This is a genomic window from Kribbella sp. NPDC056861 (genome assembly GCF_040687575.1).
Taxonomy (GTDB): domain Bacteria; phylum Actinomycetota; class Actinomycetes; order Propionibacteriales; family Kribbellaceae; genus Kribbella.
This window is the reverse complement of sequence record NZ_JBFBNQ010000008.1, coordinates 510,970-529,255: the sequence shown is the minus strand read 5'-3', so window position 1 is coordinate 529,255 and position 18,286 is coordinate 510,970. Positions and strand designations below refer to the sequence as shown.

13 protein-coding genes are annotated in these 18,286 nt (G+C 68.0%); 6 read left to right on the top strand and 7 right to left on the bottom strand.

Features of this window, described 5'->3' with window-relative positions; all coding sequences use genetic code 11:
- Positions 1 to 3 precede the first annotated feature (3 nt).
- The gene (locus AB0P21_RS36800; protein WP_363703250.1) at positions 4 to 519 is read left to right on the top strand and encodes a GNAT family N-acetyltransferase; all 516 of its coding nucleotides are present in this window, start codon (positions 4 to 6) and stop codon (positions 517 to 519) included.
- On the opposite strand, the gene AB0P21_RS36795 is transcribed toward AB0P21_RS36800, so the two are convergent.
- Positions 516 to 1,049: a LysM peptidoglycan-binding domain-containing protein gene (locus AB0P21_RS36795; RefSeq protein ID WP_363703248.1), complete on the bottom strand. Its 534-nt coding sequence runs from the start codon at positions 1,047 to 1,049 to the stop codon at positions 516 to 518. The two genes, AB0P21_RS36800 and AB0P21_RS36795, sit on opposite strands and share 4 nt — an antisense overlap.
- A gap of 358 nt (positions 1,050 to 1,407) precedes the next feature.
- On the opposite strand from AB0P21_RS36795, the gene lexA reads away from it, so the two are divergent.
- From lexA to AB0P21_RS36780, 3 genes are all read left to right on the top strand, one after another.
- Positions 1,408 to 2,190 carry a transcriptional repressor LexA gene (lexA, locus tag AB0P21_RS36790; RefSeq protein ID WP_363703246.1) on the top strand — a complete coding sequence of 261 codons (783 nt, stop codon included), beginning with the start codon at positions 1,408 to 1,410 and terminating at the stop codon, positions 2,188 to 2,190.
- Positions 2,191 to 2,238: 48 nt separating this feature from the next.
- Positions 2,239 to 2,751: a glutathione peroxidase gene (locus tag AB0P21_RS36785; protein WP_363703244.1), complete on the top strand. Its 513-nt coding sequence runs from the start codon at positions 2,239 to 2,241 to the stop codon at positions 2,749 to 2,751.
- A gap of 223 nt (positions 2,752 to 2,974) precedes the next feature.
- Entirely contained in the window at positions 2,975 to 5,344 is a 2,370-nt protein-coding gene (locus AB0P21_RS36780; RefSeq protein WP_363703242.1) for a hypothetical protein, read from the top strand.
- On the opposite strand, the gene ligD is transcribed toward AB0P21_RS36780, so the two are convergent.
- The 3 genes from ligD to secD all read right to left on the bottom strand — a co-directional run bounded on the left by ligD (position 5,341) and on the right by secD (position 10,725).
- Positions 5,341 to 6,309: a non-homologous end-joining DNA ligase gene (ligD, locus tag AB0P21_RS36775; protein ID WP_363703240.1), complete on the bottom strand. Its 969-nt coding sequence runs from the start codon at positions 6,307 to 6,309 to the stop codon at positions 5,341 to 5,343. The genes AB0P21_RS36780 and ligD overlap by 4 nt on opposite strands.
- 11 nt (positions 6,310 to 6,320) lie before the next feature.
- The gene (locus tag AB0P21_RS36770) at positions 6,321 to 8,234 is read right to left on the bottom strand and encodes an ATP-dependent DNA helicase (protein ID WP_363703315.1); all 1,914 of its coding nucleotides are present in this window, start codon (positions 8,232 to 8,234) and stop codon (positions 6,321 to 6,323) included.
- A 190-nt stretch (positions 8,235 to 8,424) separates the two neighbouring features.
- Entirely contained in the window at positions 8,425 to 10,725 is a 2,301-nt protein-coding gene (secD, locus tag AB0P21_RS36765; protein ID WP_363703238.1) for a protein translocase subunit SecD, read from the bottom strand.
- 290 nt (positions 10,726 to 11,015) lie between these two features.
- On the opposite strand from secD, the gene AB0P21_RS36760 reads away from it, so the two are divergent.
- Positions 11,016 to 12,209, top strand: a complete 1,194-nt coding sequence (locus AB0P21_RS36760) for a S8 family peptidase (protein WP_363703236.1) — start codon at positions 11,016 to 11,018, stop codon at positions 12,207 to 12,209.
- Between the two features lie 54 nt (positions 12,210 to 12,263).
- Here AB0P21_RS36760 and AB0P21_RS36755 read toward each other — a convergent pair whose 3' ends face one another.
- Both AB0P21_RS36755 and AB0P21_RS36750 read right to left on the bottom strand, forming a co-directional pair.
- Positions 12,264 to 12,905, bottom strand: coding sequence for a response regulator transcription factor (locus AB0P21_RS36755; RefSeq protein ID WP_363703234.1), 642 nt, complete (start codon positions 12,903 to 12,905; stop codon positions 12,264 to 12,266).
- Complete coding sequence (locus AB0P21_RS36750) at positions 12,902 to 14,056, bottom strand: DUF5931 domain-containing protein (protein ID WP_363703232.1); 1,155 nt, start codon at positions 14,054 to 14,056, stop codon at positions 12,902 to 12,904. Before AB0P21_RS36750 ends, AB0P21_RS36755 begins: the two co-directional genes overlap by 4 nt.
- A gap of 238 nt (positions 14,057 to 14,294) precedes the next feature.
- Between AB0P21_RS36750 and AB0P21_RS36745 the strand changes: the two genes are divergently transcribed.
- On the top strand, positions 14,295 to 16,679 hold the full coding sequence (locus AB0P21_RS36745; protein ID WP_363703230.1) for an immune inhibitor A domain-containing protein: 2,385 nt from the start codon (positions 14,295 to 14,297) through the stop codon (positions 16,677 to 16,679).
- Between the two features lie 96 nt (positions 16,680 to 16,775).
- Here the strand turns inward: AB0P21_RS36745 and hflX are convergent, their stop codons facing one another.
- Complete coding sequence (gene hflX, locus AB0P21_RS36740; RefSeq protein ID WP_363703228.1) at positions 16,776 to 18,275, bottom strand: GTPase HflX; 1,500 nt, start codon at positions 18,273 to 18,275, stop codon at positions 16,776 to 16,778.
- Between the last annotated feature and the right edge of the window lie 11 nt (positions 18,276 to 18,286).

Below are 18,286 nucleotides of genomic sequence, written 5' to 3'. Positions count from 1 at the left end.
ATCATGACCAAGCAACTCAGCACGGACCGGCTGATCATCCGGCGGTTCTCCCCCGCCGATCTCGACGACTTCTGCGCGTACCAGGCTGACCCGCGGGTGCGAAAGCACCTGCCGGGCGAACCGATGGACGTCGGCCAAGTCGCTCAGTACCTCGCAGCGCAGGCTGTTCTGGACGAGGGCCAACTCGAGGCTTGGCATGGCTACGCCGTCGAGCTGGTCGAAACCGGGACGGTGATCGGCGACGTCGGCGTCTATCGCGTCTCGGCGGCGGAAGGAGATGTCGGCTTCCAGTTCCATCCGGGCTTCCATCACCAGGGCTACGGCCGGGAGGCGACCACCGCGTTTCTCGCGTACCTGTTCGAGGATCTCGGCCTGGAGCGCGTCACGGCGGGATGCGACCAAGCCAACGAGGCGTCGCGGACACTACTGGTCAGCCTTGGCTTGCGTCCCCAGTCACCTTCAGCGGACGGCAGTTGCCACTTCGAGCTGTCGCGCGACGAGTGGCTGGGACAGCGCTAGCGGACCGGGATCTGCAGGGTCTGGCCGGGAACGACGTCGGTGGAGCGCTCGAGGTTGTTGAGGTCGGCGATCTTCTCGACCACCCGGGCCGTGTTCTCCCCCGGGTTGGTCTCCTCGGCGATGGACCACAGGGACTGACCGGCGCCGACCTGCACCTGGATGGTGTGGTCGAACTGCGGTTGCGGGTCCAGGACGCCGGCGACGCGAAGGCCGAGGACGGCGACGGCCGCGCCGAAGACGATCACCGAGAGGGTGGTCAGGACGAGCTTGCCGCGGCGGGTCAACTGAAGAACCGAGGGCTCGATGTCAGCGGACCAGGAGCGGGACCGCGACCGGGGGCGTTGGGCCTCCGTCGCACGCCGGGCGACGGCCTCGCGGCCCAGCACCTCGCCGGAGCAGGCGCGGGCCGGGAGGGGTTCGGTGGTGGTACCGGCGATCCGGCGCCGCCGGCGGGTCTCCCCGGGCTGCGTCACCTCGGGCGCCACCACATCCGTTGTCAGGACTCCTGACGCCAGTGCCGCTGTGCTCATCGGATCCTCCAGACCCTCGTTCAGACCTCGTGTCCCGCTGTCGATCTCTGTCTACCTGGGGCCGCCGACAGTTTTCGTCCGGCCGCCTCGTTCGATCAACCCGAACACCTGTTCGATCGAACGTCTGTACGAATGATTAACCGAACCGCACGCTCCACGCAACCATTTCCAACCAGGACACGCCGGAGAAATTCCCGGCCGCCGCCGGCTCCATAACCCGACACGCGAACAAACGTGCGAACCGACACGCCTTCGAACAGATGTTTGAAGAATCTCAGGATTCGGTCTACGGTCTTCTCAGTCGACAAAGCCTGGCCGGTGCCCGATTGACCGGCCCGACCCGAGGAGAAGCCTGACCATGGCCAGGACGCCGAGCGGTTCCAGCAAGGACGATCGCAGTACTGCGGGGTCTGCCACCAAGGCCGCCAAGACCGTCTCCGAGCTGCCCGACGGTCCCGCCGACGCCACCGGGCTGACCCCGCGGCAACGCCGGGTGCTGGACGTGATCCGCGACTCCGTCGACAGCCGCGGCTACCCGCCGTCGATGCGCGAGATCGGCGAGAAGGTCGGCCTGACCAGCTCCTCGTCGGTGTCGCACCAGTTGAAGGTGCTCGAGCAGAAGGGCCTGCTGCGCCGCGACCCTAACCGGCCGCGCGCGATCGAGGTCCGCTACCCGAACGAGGTGGCCGACGTGGCCCGCCGCGGTTCGCTCGGCTCGGTCCGGCAGACCTCGTACGACGAGACCGGCGCCGGCGACGCGCACCCGGCCGCGGTCTACGTGCCGGTGGTCGGCCAGATCGCCGCCGGTAACCCGATCCTGGCCGAGCAGGACATCGAAGAGGTCTTCCCGTTGCCCAAGGCAATGGTTGGCGAAGGCACCTTGTTCATGCTGAAGGTCAAGGGTGAGTCGATGATCGAGGCGGCCATCTGCGACGGCGACTGGGTGGTCGTACGGCAGGAGCAGACCGCGGAGAACGGTGACATCGTCGCTGCCATGATCGACGGCGAGGCGACCGTGAAGACGTTCAAGAAGACCGCGACCGAGATCCTGCTGATGCCGCACAACCCGGCCTTCGAGCCGATCGACGGCAAGAACGCGGTCATCCTCGGAAAGGTCGTAACAGTTCTGCGGCGTGTCTGACATCTCAGACAGCGCGCGGACTCGCGCGTGTCATGTCAGGATTGAGATATGACGACTGTCTATGACTTCAGCGCCACCCGGATCGAAGGCAATGAACAGTCTCTTGCCGACTTCCGCGACCAGGTGCTCCTGGTGGTGAACACGGCGTCGCAATGCAGCCAGACGCCGCAGTACACCGGACTCCAGAAGCTCTACAAGACCTACCGTAAACAGGGCTTCTCGGTGCTCGGTTTCCCCTGCGACCAGTTCGGCCACCAGGAGCCCGGTGACGAGAACGAGATCGCGAACTTCTGTTCGACGATCTATCACGTCACGTTCCCGATGTTCGCCAAGATCGAGGTGAACGGTTCCCGGACGCCGGAGCTGTACAACTGGCTGAAGCGTGAGCAGGGCGGCCTGCTCGGGGGCCGGATCAAGTGGAACTTCACCAAGTTCCTGATCGGCCGCGACGGTGGCGTGCTCGCCCGGTACGCGCCGACGAACACGCCGGAGAAGCTGGCGGACAAGATCGAGGCCGCGCTGGCGGTGCCGGCCCCGAGCCGGCGCGAATCAGGCGACTGAACCACCGGCGGTAGCTGGCATCGATTCCGGACCACGTCTGGAATCGATGCCGTTCTTGTGTCTGCGACAGTGAGTCATCCCCCGTCGCAGCGCAAACCACTTTCTCGCGGCTGACCCGTGCACGTCGGGCTTTACGGTCCTGCCCGAAATCAAGGCTTTGACCTGTAGACGTTTCGGCCATGACCGATTTATGGTCAGGTGATCCGTCGCAGGGAGAACCGCCATGATTCCGCGCCGTCGTTCACTCCAGCGTGCCGTCGAACTGATCGCCACGCTGACTGTCCTCACCCTCGCCGCACCGCTCGCTGCCCAAGCCGGGCCGCCACCACCAGGTCCACCGCCCGGGCGGGTGCCACCACCGCTGTCAGAGCCACTCGCGAAACCGCTCGTCGGGCCGGTGCCCGCGCCACCCGAGGTCATCAAGGACCTCGGCGCGCCCCTGACCTCGCTAACGGTGATGGAGGGCGCTTTCGGTCACGAGCCCGACGGCCGCGACGTCGTCTACGCCGTACCGGCCGGTGAGAACGCCCAGCTCAACGTGGTCGACGTCCACAGCCGACAACTGCTGCGCGCGATCCCACTCCCCGGCGCGGCCGGCGCGTGGGCGATTACCGTCGCGACCGACGGCAGCGTGTACGTCGGCAGTTACTCCAACGCCCACCTATACCGCTATCGCCCCGAGACCGGCACGGTCACCGATCTCGGTCAGCCGGTCCCCGGCCAGTCGTCGATGTACGGCCTCACCTCCGGCCGCGACGGCGCCGTGTACGCCGGGACGTATCCGAACGCCCACGCGTTCAAGTACGACCCGGTGACCAACAAGTTCACCGACTACGGCTCACTGGACCCCGTCCAGCAGTACGTCCGGGCCGCCGTCTACGACCCCGACCACAACGCGCTCTTCGCCGGCCTGGCCACCCCGGCTGCGAAGCTGATCCGAATCGACCTGAACACCGGCGCCAAGCAGGACATCACTCCCCCGGGGCTGACCGCCAAGGACTTCCAGGATCTCGACTACGCGAACAACCGGGTCTTCGGCAATGCCAGCCTGCGCCTGGTCGTCATCGACGCCACCACCAACCAGCAGATCAGCTTCACCGATGCGGAGACCGGCGCCAGGGTCACCGACTACCCGATCGGCGCCCGCGGCGTCTCGAACGCCGGACCCGGCGGCGTCTACTTCACCTACAACACCGCCCTCATCCACTACGACCCGGCGACCGACACGGTCGGCCCGGTCGCGTCCGGCGTCCGGATCACCCGAGGCGCCGCGATCGGCTACGGCTGGATCACCGACAACGGTCAGCCGATGCTCTACGGACTCGGCGGGAACTACTCCGGTGGAACGTGGCGCTACAACCCGGCGACCGGCGTACTGGAGCAGTGGTCGTCACCGTTCCAGTACGTGGGCGCTCCTTTGCAGCACACCATCGCGGATCCCGTGACGGGCAAGATCCTGGTCAACGCCTTCCTCAACGGTTCGACCGCCAGCTACGACCCCGTGACCGCACGGACGACCTTGACCGCTCGGCAAGGTCAGGTCGAAGGCTGGGCCTGGAACTCGGCCAACAAGCTGTACGTCGGCATCTATCCGTACGGCCGGTTGTCCGCCTGGGACCCCAACCAGCCCGAAAGCCCAACAAATCCAAGGATTCTGTTCAGTCTGGTCGACAGCGACCTCCAGAACCGTCCGGTCTCGGTCGTTCCCTCCGGCGACCGCGTCTACCTCGGCACCACCCCCGGGTACGGCGAGTACGGCGGCGCGCTGACCGTCTACACGATCTCCACCGGGACGGTGGCGGTCCATCGCAACATCGTCGTCGACCAGACGATCGCCTCGATCCTGCCGGTGGGGACCTCGGTCTGGGCCGGCTCGAGCATCGAGAGCGGGCAGGGCACGGAGCCGCGTGCGACCGTGGCACATCTGATCAAGGTCGACCCAGCTACCGGCGCGGTGTCCAAGGACGTCATCCCGGTACCGGGCGCGTCCAGCATCACCGAATTGAGCCTCGGCCCCGACGGCAACATCTGGGGGCTGGCCGACGGCACAGTGTTCGTGGCCGACCCGACAACCGGTGAGGTCAGTCGCCGCATCACCGTCTTCACGGCCAGGACCGGCGCGACCGACGGAGCCATGTCATGGCGCGACGGCTACTTGTACGCCGTTGTCGGTGGTCGCCTGTTCGAGATCGACAGCCTGATGGGCACCCAGACCGTACTGCGTGACCGCGGCCTCTACCGCCTGACCCAGGCACCGACCGGCCTGTACTACATGCTGCTCAGGCCCGACGGCTACACCAACCAGACCAACCTCGCCTCCTACACCCCACCGGTCGATCCCTGTCCGAAGTCGGATCTGCGGAAGACCGTCTGGACCGGCAACATCGACAGCCAGGTCGCCAACCGCACGCTGCGCTACGGCTGCACGCTGATCGACGACCTGCCGGATGCCAAGGCCACCTGGCCGAGCCACCAGGCCTACGTGACCGCGGTCGGCAACAAGTCGGCCCAACTCGTGCAGGCCGGCAAGATCACCTACGCGGAGGGATACGCCATCCTGCTGTCCGCCCAGCGGTCGAACGTCGGCCGCTAACGAACGACCGCCGACGGGTCGATGTCGAGACGGAGCCCTCGCCAGACGGGGTGGCGAAGGCGTCCGTCGGCGGCCCACCCCGAGTAGGTGACCTCGGCGACCAGCAGCGGGTCGAGCCAGTGCGCGGCTCGCCGGTCGCCGGCCGGGATGGTCGAGGTGTCGAACGGCGGAGTGTCGAGCTCGAGGGCAGCGAGCTCGGCACCGAGCACCTCCAGCATCGCGAAGTCGAGCCCGGAGCCGACCTTGCCGATCAGCACCAGCTTGCCGCCGGGCTCGTCGTAGGCGCCGCAGTACAGCGAACCGATCAGGCCCTCGCGGTTGCCCTCGCCCGGATGCCAGCCGCAGAGGATCACGTCGCGGGTCAGCACCGGCTTGATCTTGATCCAGTCCGAGCTGCGTTTGCCTGACAGGTAACGCGATCTGCGCCGCTTGGCGACCACGCCTTCCAGCCCGGCCGAGGCCGACAACTCCAGCGCCTCGTCGGCGTCGGCGTACGCCGGGGGCACCTCCCAGAACGGGTCGCCGAGGTCAAGCGAGTCGAGCAGCCCGCGGCGGTCGTCGTACGTTGCCTCTAGCAACGAGCGGCCGGCGTACCGGAGGACGTCGAAGACGCGGACGGAGACTGGCACCTGGTTGATCAGCTGGGCCAGTTGGCGTGGGTCGCGGACGTGCATCCGCCGTTGCAGCAGCCCGAACGACGGCGCCCCGGACTCGTCGAGCGTGACGATCTCCCCATCCAGTACTGCGGGAAGCTCCAACCCAGGCGCTGTCGCGAGTCCGAGCAGCTCCGGATAGCCGCCGGACACGTCGCGACTGTTCCGCGACCACAGCCGGCAGCCGCCCTGGTCGACCTCCGCGATCACCCGGATGCCGTCCCACTTCATCTCGTACGACCAGCCGTCCCCGGACGGCATCGTGCCGAGCGACGCCATCATCGGCAACACCGGCGGCTCGGTCCCGGGCATGGCGACCTGTCCTAGTCCTGGAGTCTCTTCAAGGCGCCGAGCACCTTCTCACGATCGGCGGTCGGCCACATCGGAGGCAAGGAGGCGCGCAGGTAGCCACCGTAACGAGCTGTCACGATCCGCGGATCCAGAATCGCGACGACGCCCTTGTCGGAGGTCCGGCGGATCAGCCGGCCGGTCCCCTGCGCGAGCAGCAGTGCGGCATGCGTCGCGGCGACGGCCATGAAGCCGTTGCCGCCCGCCTCGTCGACGGCGCGCTGCCGGGCTGCCATCAGCGGCTCGTCGGGGCGCGGGAAGGGCACCCGGTCGATGATCACCAGGTTGCAGGTCGAGCCGGGGACGTCGAGGCCTTGCCACAGCGACAGCGTGCCGAAGAGCGAGGTCTCGGGGTCCTCGACGAACTCACGGGACAGCTCCCCCAGCTGCGCGTCGCCCTGACACAGCACCTTGAGGTTGGTCGCCTCGCGGACCGCCGCCGTCGCCGCCTCGGCCGCCCGGCGTGACGAGAACAACCCGAGCGTCCGGCCACCGGCCGCGAGGATCAGGTCGATGATCTCGTCGAACTGCGGCTTGCCGAGCCCGTCGCGATGCGGTGGCGGCAGGTGCTTGGCGACGTACAGGATGCCTTGTTTCTCGTACTCGAAGGGCGAGCCGACGTCGAGCCCGCGCCACGGCAGCGGAGCCGTCTCCGACTCGGGGGTGGTCACCTCGGGGAGTTCGTCGTCGAGCTCCAGCTTGTCGGTGGGGCGCAGCCCCACCTGGCGGGCGATCGCGTCGAAATCGCCGCCGAGGGTGAGCGTCGCCGAGGTGAGGACGACGGTGCGGTCCTTCAGCACCAGTTCGCGCAGCAGCCCAGCGACGGTGAGCGGCGCGATCCGCAGCTCGCGGCCGAACCGGTCCCGGTCGACCAGCCAGACGACGTCCAGGTCGTTCAGCGCGGCGACCCGCTCGGCGACGTCGAAGATCTCCTTGACCGCGCCCTTGGACTGCCGCTTGGCGCCGTCGGGATCGTCGTCCTTGTCGTCGGACTTCTTGGTCAGGTCCGACAGGACCCCGCGGGCCGCGTCGCGGACCAGCCCGGCCGCCTCCAGGACGACGCCGTTGGCGGCCTCGATCCGGCCCTCGCGGGTCTCGTCGAGCGCTGCCCGGAGCGCGTCCGAGGCGTCGATCAGGTCATCGGCGTTGTCGTCGTCGACGAACCGGCGAGCACGCTTGGCGGCCCGCTCGACCATCTGCGGGGACAGCTCGTCGCCGGCCGCACCGGTGACCCGGGCGGGCAGTTCGTGCGCCTCGTCCACGATCACCACGTCGTGCTCGGGCAGGACGGTGCGGTTCTCGAACGCGTCGATCGAGAGCAGCGCGTGGTTGGTGATGACGATTTCGGCCTTGCGCGCCTGCTCCTTGGCCTTCTCGGCGAAACACTCCTCGCCGTACGGGCACTTCTGGGCGCCGAGGCACTCGCGGGCGGCGATCGCGACCTGCTGCCAGGCCTGGTACTGATGCGTCGGCGCGTGGTCGCGGTCGCCGGCCTCGCCGTCGAGGAGCTGCTGCTCGGCCCAGTCGCGCAGCTCGAGCACCTGCTGGCCGACCGGTCCGGCCGGCGGCATGTCGATCAGCATGCCGTCCTCGTCCGGGGCACCCTCACGGATCCGGTGCAGACAGGCGTAGTTGTTGCGGCCCTTCTGGATCGCGTACGACGGGCGGCGCGGCAGCAGCTTCTCGGTCGCGTCGAGCAGGGCCGGCACGTCCCGGTCGACCAGCTGCGACTGGAGCGTCAGCGTCGCGGTCGAGATGACCACCCGCCGGTTCTCCACCGCGTGGATCAGCGCGGGCACCAGATACCCGAGCGACTTGCCTGTTCCGGTGCCGGCCTGCACCAGCAGATGGGATCCGTCGTGCATGGATCCGTTCACCGCTTCGGCCATCTCGACCTGGCCCGGACGTGTCTGCCCACCGATTCCGGAGACCGCGGCCTCGAGGAGTTCCCGCACTTCTACACCCACCGCATCACCCTAGCCGCAGCCCCGGACATTCTTGGAAGTGCGACCGGCCGCCTGTGGACAAACAACTGCCCCGGCCGTCGAAACGGCCGGGGCAGCACTTGAAACAGAGGGATCAGACGACGGCGCCGCGGTCCGGTGCGGCGTCGCGGTCGACCTGCTTGGTCTTGGGCCGCGGCGGCGGAGCCGGGTACCGCTTCTCCAGCTCGACCAGCAGCGGCGCCGCGGTCAGGTTGGACGAGTAGGTGCCGACCAGGATGCCGAGCAGCAATGCGAGGGCGAAGTCGCCGAGCGAGTCGCCGCCCAGGAAGAGCAGCGCGGTCAGGATGAACAGCGTGCTGATTCCGGTGTTGATGGTCCGGGGCAGCACGTTGACGATCGCGGTGTCGATCACCGGGCCGAGGTTGTCGGTCGCCCGCGCGCTGCGGGTCTCCCGGATCCGGTCGAAGACGACGACCGAGTCGTTGACGGTGTAGCCGATGATCGTCAGCAGCGCGGCCAGGAAGATGCCGTCGACCGGTTTGCCGGTCCAGGCGAAGACCCCGACCACGACCGCGACGTTCTGCAGCAGCGCCAGTACGGCGCCGGCGCCGTACGTCCAGCGGAACCGGATGGCCAGGTAGGCCAACTGGGCCAGCAGCGCGACCCCGAGCGCGATCAGGGCCTTGTCGCGCAGTTCGCTGCCGAGCGACGGGCCGATGCTCTCGTTGCGGACCAGTTCGGTGCCGCCGCCGATCCGGGAGATCGACTCGCGGATCTTCTCGGTCTCGTCGTCGGTGATCGTGCCGGTCCGGACGGTGATGTCGTCGGCGCCGGAGGACTGGACCACCGCGTTCGGGTAGCCCGCTTCGGCCACTGCGGCGCGGGCCTGGTCGGGGCTGATCTGCTGGGCGGTGCTCACCTCGAGTAGCCGTCCGCCGGTGAACTCGATACCGAGGTTGAGCCCGCGGATGCCGACGCCGGCCAGGCTGACGATGATCGCGACCGCGGTGATCACCAGCCAGCGACGGCTGTGCTTCATCAGCGGCGGCGTCTTCGCCTCCAGCCAGGTGCGGACCCGGCCGTGGCCGGCGATCCCGCTCAGGGCCGGCCGGTTCAGGACGAACTTGCGGGAGACGATGAACTCGGCCAGCACCCGGGTGACGACCAGCGCGGACAGCATCGAGGCGATCACACCGATGCTCAGCGTGACACCGAAGCCGCGGACCGGCCCGGCGGCCAGGAAGAACAGCAGTCCGGCCGCGAGCAGGGTGGTGACGTTGGAGTCGGCGATCGCGGACAGCGCGTTCTCGAAGCCGCTGCGCAGGGATCTGCGCAGGCCGTCGGTCCGGCCGCCGATGTAGTCCTCACGGGCTCGCTCGAAGACCAGCACGTTCGCGTCCACGGCCATGCCGATGGCGAGCACGAAGCCCGCCAGGCCGGGCAGGGTCAGGGTCGCGCCGAGCAGTGCCAGTACGGCGTACGACATGCCGGCGTAGGTGATCAGGCCGATCACGGCCATCAGGCCGACCAGCCGGTAGACGAAGGTGATGAACAGCGCGGTCAGCCCGACGCCGATCAGGCCGGCCAGCGCGCTCGCCTGGATCGCGTCCTTGCCGAGCGACGGGCCGACGACGCGCTGGTCGATCACCTTGACCGGGACCGGCAGCGAGCCGCCCTCGATCAGCGCGGCCAGGTCCTTGGCGCCGTCCTCGGTGAACGAGCCGGTGATGGTGCTCTGGCCGCCGACGATGCCGACGTTGCAGAGCTGGTTGCCGCCGCTGGGGTCGACCTGCGGGGCGCTGATCACCTCGTTGTCGAGGACGATCGCGACCTGCCGCTTCGGCGTGTTGACCGGCTGGCAGGCGGCCTTGCCGGTGATGGTCGACCAGATCTTGCCGCCGTCGTCCTTGAACTTCATCTGGACGAACCAGCCCTGCGCCGCCTGCTGCGGGTCGATCAGCCCGTCGGCGCTGCTGATCTTCTCGCCGGTCATCGCCGGCTTGGCCAGCGACAGGAAGCCCGGGCCGTTGTCGTTGGGCAGGTAGAGCGTGCCGGCCGCGGGCTTGGCCGGCTTGGTCTCGACCAGGTCGAGCACCTCGTGGAAGGTCAGCTGGGCGGTCTTGCCGATCACCTTGGCCGCCTCGCGCGGGTCCTGCACGCCGGGCAGCTCGACGATGATCCGCTTCTCGCCCTGCCGGGTGACGCTCGGCTCGCTGACGCCGAGCGCGTCGATCCGGCGCCGGAGCACCTCGAGCGACGCGTCGGTGGTCTCCTTGGTGGCCTTCACCGTCGGCGCGTCGCTGGCCTCCAGCACAATCTGCGTGCCACCGCGGAGATCGAGGCCCAGTTCGGGCTTGGCCGTCAGCACGACGTACGTCGACGCCGCGAAGACGAGGAACGCGAACAATGCGCGGACCAGGGACGACCGGGACACAAGAGCCTCCGAAGAGTGGGCACCCAGAGTGTGGGTGTCGTGACACAGAGCATTCCACCGGGAGTGGAACGCACAGTCTACGAACGTACACAAGTCGGCCATCGTGCCCGGGTGTCGCGACCGGGTCGCAGCAGTGTCAGGCCAGTGCCATGGCATCACCGCGCAGCCGAACTGATTGACCAGTCAGGCGAGTAGGCCCTAACTTCTCATCCACTCGCTCCGTAGTCGCTCACGGACCGAGTGTGATCACCCCTCCGCCCCGGTGGGTGATGTTCCTTGAGGAGGAACCCGTGCGTCGAAGCATCCGACTGACCCTGGCCGCCGCCATCGTGCCAGCGATCGCCTTGACTACCGCTCTCAGCACCGCCAGCGCCGCTCCCGCTCCGGACCCCGACGACCGGATCATCCTGATCCAGCCCGCCTCGGCCGACCCCAGCGTGACGCCGGTCAAGGACACTTACATCGTCGAGCTGAAGAAGGGCAGCCAGTTCGGCAAGCTGAAGAGCTCGCTCGGCGTCGCCCCCCAGCGCCAGTTCAGTACCGCGGTCAACGGCTTCAGCGCCAAGCTGACCGGCGCCCAGCTGGCCGCGCTGCAGAAGAGCCCGGACGTCGTCGCCATCTCGCAGGACTTCTCCTACAAGGCGATCGACGCGACCCAGACCAACCCGCCGTCCTGGGGAATCGACCGGATCGACCAGCGCAACCTGCCGCTGTCGAACTCGTTCACCTACTCCCGCACCGGCAGCGGCGTGAACGCCTACATCATCGACTCCGGCGTCGACGCGACCCACCCGAACTTCGGCGGCCGCGCGACCTTCGACTACAACTCGGTCGACAGCAACAACACCGACTGCCTCGGCCACGGCACCCACGTCGCCGGCACCATCGGCTCCACCTCGTACGGCGTCGCCAAGGCGGTCCGGCTGCACGGCGTGAAGTGGCTCAACTGCTCCGGCTCCGGTACGGCGTCCGGCGCGATCGCCGCCGTCGACTGGGTCACCCGCAACGCGGTCCGGCCGGCCGTCGCCAACACGTCGTGGAACTTCCCGGCCAACGCGACGCTGGAGACCTCGCTGCGCAACATGATCAGCTCCGGCATCTTCCTGGCCACCTCGGCCGGCAACACCGGTGGCAACTCCTGCAACCTGCTGCCGCGCAAGATCGAGACCGCACTCGTGACGGCCGCCTCGGAGCGCAACGACGCCCGCGCGTCGTACTCGAGCACGGGTGCCTGCGTGGACGTCTACGCGCCGGGCTCGGCCATCATCTCCACGCTGCCCGGCAACACCACCGGCTCCTACAACGGCACCTCGATGGCCACTCCGCACGTAGCCGGCGTCGCGGCGCTCTACCTGCAGACCAGCCCGTCGGCCTCGGCCGCCACGGTCAAGTCCTACATCGAGAACGCCGCGACCCCGAACAAGGTCACCGGTGGCACCACCGGCGGCACCGTCAACCGTCTGCTGTTCAGCAACGGCCTCTAGTCCGCACCTGAGTACGCCGTACCGGTTCCGCCCCAACCGGTACGGCGTACGCGGCTACTGCTCGCCGTCTTCGTCGATCCCGTGCTCTATCGCGTAGCGGACCAGCTCTGCCCGGTTGTGCAGCTGCAGCTTCCGCAGGGTGTTCTGCACGTGGTTCTCGACCGTCCGGTGCGACAGGACCAGCCTGGTGGCGATCTGCCGGGCAGTCAGCCCACGCGCGACGAGCCGTAGTACCTCTGTCTCGCGCTCTGTCAGCTGCGGCACCTCTGGCCCAGCACCCAACCGCCTGTACTCCCCCAGCAGCAATCCGGCGAGTCCTGCGCTGAAGACCGCGTCGCCTTCGGCAGTACGCCGTACTGCGTCGTCGAACTCGTCCAGCGATGCCGACTTCACCAGGTACCCCGAGGCGCCGTTCTTCACAGCAGCCAGTACGTCGGCCTGCTCGGCACTCGCCGACAGCACCAGCACCCGGGTGTCAGGCAGCGCAGCAGTGATCTCCCTGGTCGCGTCCACACCCGAGCCGTCGCCAAGCTGCAGATCCATCACCACGACCTCCGGGCGGGTCGCCAGCGCGATCCGGATCGCCCCGTCGACATCCGAGGCGGTCGCGCAGACGTCGTACCCGCGGCTGCCGAGGTCCCGCGCGACGCCTTCGCGCCACATCGGGTGGTCGTCGACGATCATCACCCGCGTCATGCCGTTCGCACCTTCATCTCCCACTCGGTTCCCTCGCCCGGAGCGGTCCGGACCGTGACGCTGCCGCCCAGATCGGTGATCCGGCCGCGGATCGACTGACTGACGCCGAGGTGGCCGTCGGACCGTTCCGCCTCCAGCCGGTCCACCGTCGTCCCGACCCCATCGTCGCGGATCGACAGCAACACCTCGGTACCCAGGTCCTCGACCACCACCCAGGCCTGCGCCTGCGGACCGGCGTGTTTGCTCACGTTGCTCAGCGCCTCCTTGACGACCGCCACCAGCTCGGTCGCCTTGGCGGTCGGCAGCAGCACCTGACCGGCCGGCACCACGACGTCCACCCGGGTGGTCGCGAGCGGCAGCAGGAGCATGCACAGATCGATCCGGCCACGGTCGCCAGTGATCGGCCGGGTCGCCATCAACGTGCGCAGGGCGACCTCCTGCTCGGCCGCGAGGGCAGCCAGCTCGACCGCCTCGCCGCCGATCGCATTGCCGCGGCGCTGCACCTGGGCCAAAACCTGGAGTACTCCGTCGTGGATCGAGCGGCTGAGCCTGAGGCGCTCGGCGGTCGCGCTCTCCGCGGCGATCGCGTCGCGCAGTCGCAGCGTCGCCCGGCGCATCGTGCTGGCGGCGTACCCGACGACCAGGCCGGCGACGAGCAGCAGCTGGACGTTGCTGAGGATCTTGGCCGCGTTGTCGACGCCGCGTAGGGACAGCAGCGCCAAGCTGATCGTCGCGGCACCGAGCAGGCCGCCGTCGCGACCGCGCGAGATGGCCAGCGCGAGCACCGGCCCGGCGGCCCAGACAGAGGTCAGCACGGAGGCTCCGGCGCGGATGTCGAGCAGCGGCTGGGCCAGTAGCGTGAGGTACATACAACCGACAGTGACGATCAGATCGGCGAAAGCCAGTCGCGTATTGCGACGGCCCCAATGCCTGCTGTAACCGATCGACGCGACAATCGTCCAAAGGCCCATCACGGCCAACTGAATCACCGCGCCGGACGGCCGGTGAATACCGTCCCAGCGACTCCAGACGCCGAAACAGGCGAATCCCCAGGTGATCGCCCGGAACACCACCAGGGCGCGCCACAGCGGCAGCATCAGGTCGACCGCGTCGCCACGGGAGCGGCCGGTGTCGGCGCGCGAGGCTTCCATGCCGGACAGTCTGCCAACTCACCCGGCCGACACGCTGCGTGGCCCTACTCCAGTGGGTTGAGTGGTCTTACTTATTGCGTACGCGAATGATTCCCCGCAGTTAGCTGGAAATTTCTTCCGAACCACTTCAGGAACGCCGAATTTCCCCGTACTGTCGCGCAGAAGTACCACGCTCGGGGGAGCCATGAACACGTTGCGTCACCATGCGCGACGTGCTTTTCAGTACAGGGAGGGAATCGTGCGCAAAGTATCTGCCGGGCTGTTCAGCCTGGCTCTGGCGACGACGTTCGGCTTGAGCATGGCCTCAGCCGGCAACGCCGCTCAGCCCAAGGCCGCGGGCGCGGCCACCGCGGCCTCCGCGAGTGAGCCCGTAGCGACCTCGGACGAACTGCCCAACCCGCTCGAGGAGAAGCGCCGCGACCTGCGTGAGGAAGCCCTCACCAAGGTCCTCAACGGCACTGCCAAAGCGGAGAAGCGCGGGGCCAGCACCGTCGTCAAGCTGGGCAAGAAGGACGCCGGCGCCAAGGGCAGCCTGAAGGCCGGCAAGGCCGCTGCGTCCAAGGTCAAGGTCGACGAGTACGTCGAGCTGAGCCGCGAGAAGACCGACAAGATCTTCGTCGTCCTCGCCGAGTTCGGCAACGAGCGGCACCCGAACTTCCCCGACCAGGACACCAACGCGGCGATCCCCGGTCCGACGACGTTCGAGGGGCCGCTGCACAACGCGATCCCCGCGCCCGACCGCTCGGTGGACAACTCCACCGTCTGGCAGGCCGACTACAACCGGCAGCACTTCCAGGACATGTACTTCGGTAGCGGCAACTCCGTGAAGAAGTACTACGAGAAGCAGTCCTCGGGCCGCTACAGCGTCGACGGTCTGGTCACCGACTGGGTCAAGGTCCGGTACAACGAGGCGCGCTACGGCCGCTCGAACAACCCGGCCCCCGGTTGCACCGGCAACGTCTGCAACAACACCTGGAACCTGGTCGCGGACTCGGTCAACCAGTGGGTCGCCGACCAGAAGGCGGCCGGCCGCACCACCGCGCAGATCAAGGCCGACCTGGCGTCGTTCGACGTCTGGGACCGCTACGACTTCGACGGTGACGGCAACTTCAACGAGCCCGACGGCTTCATCGACCACTTCCAGATCGTCCACTCCGGTGGCGACCAGGCCGATGGCGACCCGATCCAGGGTGAGGACGCCATCTGGTCGCACCGCTGGTACGCCGGCTTCCCGGGCGGCCCGGCCAACAACCCGATCGGTGGCGCCCAGATCGGCGACACCGGCCTGTGGGTCGGCGACTACACGATCCAGCCGGAGAACGGCGGCATCAGCGTCTTCGCGCACGAGTTCGGCCACGACCTCGGTCTGCCGGACCTCTACGACACCTCGGGTGCGGCGGTCGAGAACGGCGTCAACTGGTGGTCGATCATGGCGCAGAGCCGGGTCAGCAAGCCCACCGACGGCGGCATCGGCGAGCAGGCGGCCGACTTCGGCGCCTGGGAGAAGCTGCAGCTCGGCTGGCTGGACTACGAGATCGTCGCGGCCGGCCAGGAGCGCAAGCTCGAGCTCGGTCCGCACGAGTACAACTCGGGCAACCCGCAGGCCGTCGTGGTGACGCTGCCGAAGAAGGCGATCACCTCGCCGCTGCAGCCCCCGGTGACCGGTACGAAGACCTGGTGGAGTGGCAGGGGTGACAACTTCAACCGGACCATGAGCCGTCAGGTCGCGGTCCCGGCCGGCACCACGTCGCTCACCTTCCAGGCGAACTACGACACCGAGGTCGACTACGACTACGCGTACGTCGAGGTGAACGACGGGAGCGGCTACAAGGCGATCCCCGGCAACATCACCGACCCCGCCGCAGGCAACGGCATCAACGGCGCCAGCAACGGCTGGAAGCCGGCCACGTTCGACCTGTCGGCCTACGCCGGCAAGACGATCGGCCTGCAGTTCCGCTACGCCACCGACACGAACACCGGCGGCTTCGGCATCCACCTGGACGACATCAAGGTGACCAACGGCACCACCACGGTGCTGACCTCGGGTGCGGAGGCGACTCCGGAGGGCTGGACGCTGAACGGCTTCAGCTCGGTCGGGAACACGCTGACCACGCTGTACGACAACTACTACCTCGCCTCGAACCGTCAGTACGTCTCCTACGACGAGAACCTGAAGACCGGTCCGTACAACTTCGGCTTCGGTGCCGCGCTGCCGGACAAGGTGGAGCACTTCCCGCTGCAGAACGGTCTGCTCATCTCGTACTGGGACACCTCGCAGAACAACAACAACGTGAACCAGCACCCCGGTGAGGGCTTGATCCTGCCGATCGACTCGCACCCGACCCCGATCAACCGTCTCGACGGTGGCATCTGGCGTCCGCGGGTCAGCGGCTACGACTCGACCTTCGGGCTCGAGAAGGCTGACTCCTTCACCCTGCACGTGAACGGCCAGGCCAGCTACATCCGCGGCCAGGACGCTCAGCCGCTGTTCAACGACGGCTTGTCGTACTGGTCCGCGGCGCAGCCGCAGAACAGCGTCAAGGTGCCGAACAACGGCGTCAACATCCGGGTGACCTCGACGGACAAGCTCTCGATGAAGGTCAGGATCTCCCCGCGTTCTTGATCACTGACTGACAGACACCAAGCCAGCGGCCCCCGGGGAAACCCGGGGGCCGCTGGTCTGTTCGGTACTCCGTACTCGGTACTGCGCGGTGCAGCGTCAGGCAGTGACCGCGTACGCCGTGAGGTCGCCGGCCAGGTCGGCGTGCACCCGGGCCGTCAGCCTGGTGCCGTCGGCCGTGTGCTCGAGCTGGTCGACCGCGCCCTCGGAGTGGATCCGGGAGACCAGGTCACCCCGCTCGTAGGGCAGCAGCAGCTCGACCGCGACGTCCGGCCGGGGCAGGGCTGCCTCGACCAGGGCACGCAGCTTGTCGATGCCGTCGCCGGTGTGCGCGGACACCACGATCGAGCCGGTCTCCCGGTGCAGGATCGGCGCCAGCGCCAGCGGGTCGGCCAGGTCGCCCTTGTTGATCACGATGATCTCCGGGACGTCCGAGGCGCCGATCTCGCCGAGCACCTCGCGGACGGCGTTGATCTGGGCGATCGGGTCGGGGTGCGAACCGTCCACCACGTGCAGCAGCAGATCCGCGTCGGCGACCTCCTCCAGCGTCGAGCGGAACGCCTCGACGATGTCGTGCGGCAGGTGCCGGACGAACCCGACGGTGTCGGTGAAGGTGTAGACCCGGCCGTCGGACGTGGTGGTCCGGCGGGTGGTCGGGTCCAGGGTCGCGAACAGCGCGTTCTCGACCAGCACCCCGGCGTTCGTCATGCTGTTCAGCAGCGAGGACTTGCCCGCGTTCGTGTAGCCGGCGATCGCGACCGACGGGATCGAGTGCCGGCGACGCTCCTGCCGCATCGTGGCCCGGGTGCCCTTCAGGTCCTTCAGCTCACGGCGCAGCTTGGCGATCTTGGTGTTGATCCGGCGCCGGTCGGTCTCGATCTTGGTTTCACCAGGACCACGGCCACCGATACCGCCACCGGCCGCGCCGACCCGGCCACCGGCCTGGCGCGACAGGTTGCCACCCCAACCACGCAGCCGCTGCTTCATGTACTGCAGCTGGGCCAGCTCGACCTGGGCCTTGCCTTCCTTGCTCTTCGCGTGCTGGGCGAAGATGTCCAGGATCAGCGCGGTCCGGTCGACCACCTTGACCTTCAGCTTGTCTTCCAGGTTGCGCAGCTGGGCAGGTGCCAGCTCACCGTCGGCGATCACCGTGTCGGCGCCGAGCGAGGCGACCAGGTTGCGCAGGTCGGAGACCTTGCCGCTACCGATGTAGGTGGCCGGGTCCGGCTTCTTGCGCCGCTGGATCACGCCGTCGAGTACTTCGGAACCCGCGGTCTCGGCGAGCAGTTTCAGCTCGGCCAGCGAGTTCTCGGCGTCCTCGGCACTGCCGTCGGTCCACACGCCGACCAGCAGCACGCGCTCCAGCAGCAGCTTGCGGTACTCGACCTCGCTGATGTCCGTCAGCTCGGTCGACATCCCGACCACGCGCCGCAGCGCCTGGCGTTCCTCCAGCTCGAGGCCCTCGGTGTTCTCCTCGGCGGAGTAGTCGTGGTAACCCGACGACGAGTCAGTGTCCTCTTCGTCGTCGAGCACGTCGTCCTGGGTCAGGTCGAGGTCGACGTCTTCGGTCTCGTCGTATGCGTTCGTGTGGGTCGTCATATACCTTCCAT

Excerpts from the sequence above, each read along its gene's own strand:
- AB0P21_RS36800 (WP_363703250.1), top strand. The coding sequence starts at position 4 with ATGACCAAGCAACTCAGCACGGACCGGCTGATCATCCGGCGGTTCTCC.
- AB0P21_RS36795 (WP_363703248.1), bottom strand. The coding sequence starts at position 1,049 with ATGAGCACAGCGGCACTGGCGTCAGGAGTCCTGACAACGGATGTGGTG.
- lexA (WP_363703246.1), top strand. The coding sequence starts at position 1,408 with ATGGCCAGGACGCCGAGCGGTTCCAGCAAGGACGATCGCAGTACTGCG.
- AB0P21_RS36785 (WP_363703244.1), top strand. The coding sequence starts at position 2,239 with ATGACGACTGTCTATGACTTCAGCGCCACCCGGATCGAAGGCAATGAA.
- AB0P21_RS36780 (WP_363703242.1), top strand. The coding sequence starts at position 2,975 with ATGATTCCGCGCCGTCGTTCACTCCAGCGTGCCGTCGAACTGATCGCC.
- ligD (WP_363703240.1), bottom strand. The coding sequence starts at position 6,309 with ATGCCCGGGACCGAGCCGCCGGTGTTGCCGATGATGGCGTCGCTCGGC.
- AB0P21_RS36770 (WP_363703315.1), bottom strand. The coding sequence starts at position 8,234 with ATGGCCGAAGCGGTGAACGGATCCATGCACGACGGATCCCATCTGCTG.
- AB0P21_RS36755 (WP_363703234.1), bottom strand. The coding sequence starts at position 12,905 with ATGACGCGGGTGATGATCGTCGACGACCACCCGATGTGGCGCGAAGGC.
- AB0P21_RS36750 (WP_363703232.1), bottom strand. The coding sequence starts at position 14,056 with ATGGAAGCCTCGCGCGCCGACACCGGCCGCTCCCGTGGCGACGCGGTC.
- hflX (WP_363703228.1), bottom strand. The coding sequence starts at position 18,275 with ATGACGACCCACACGAACGCATACGACGAGACCGAAGACGTCGACCTC.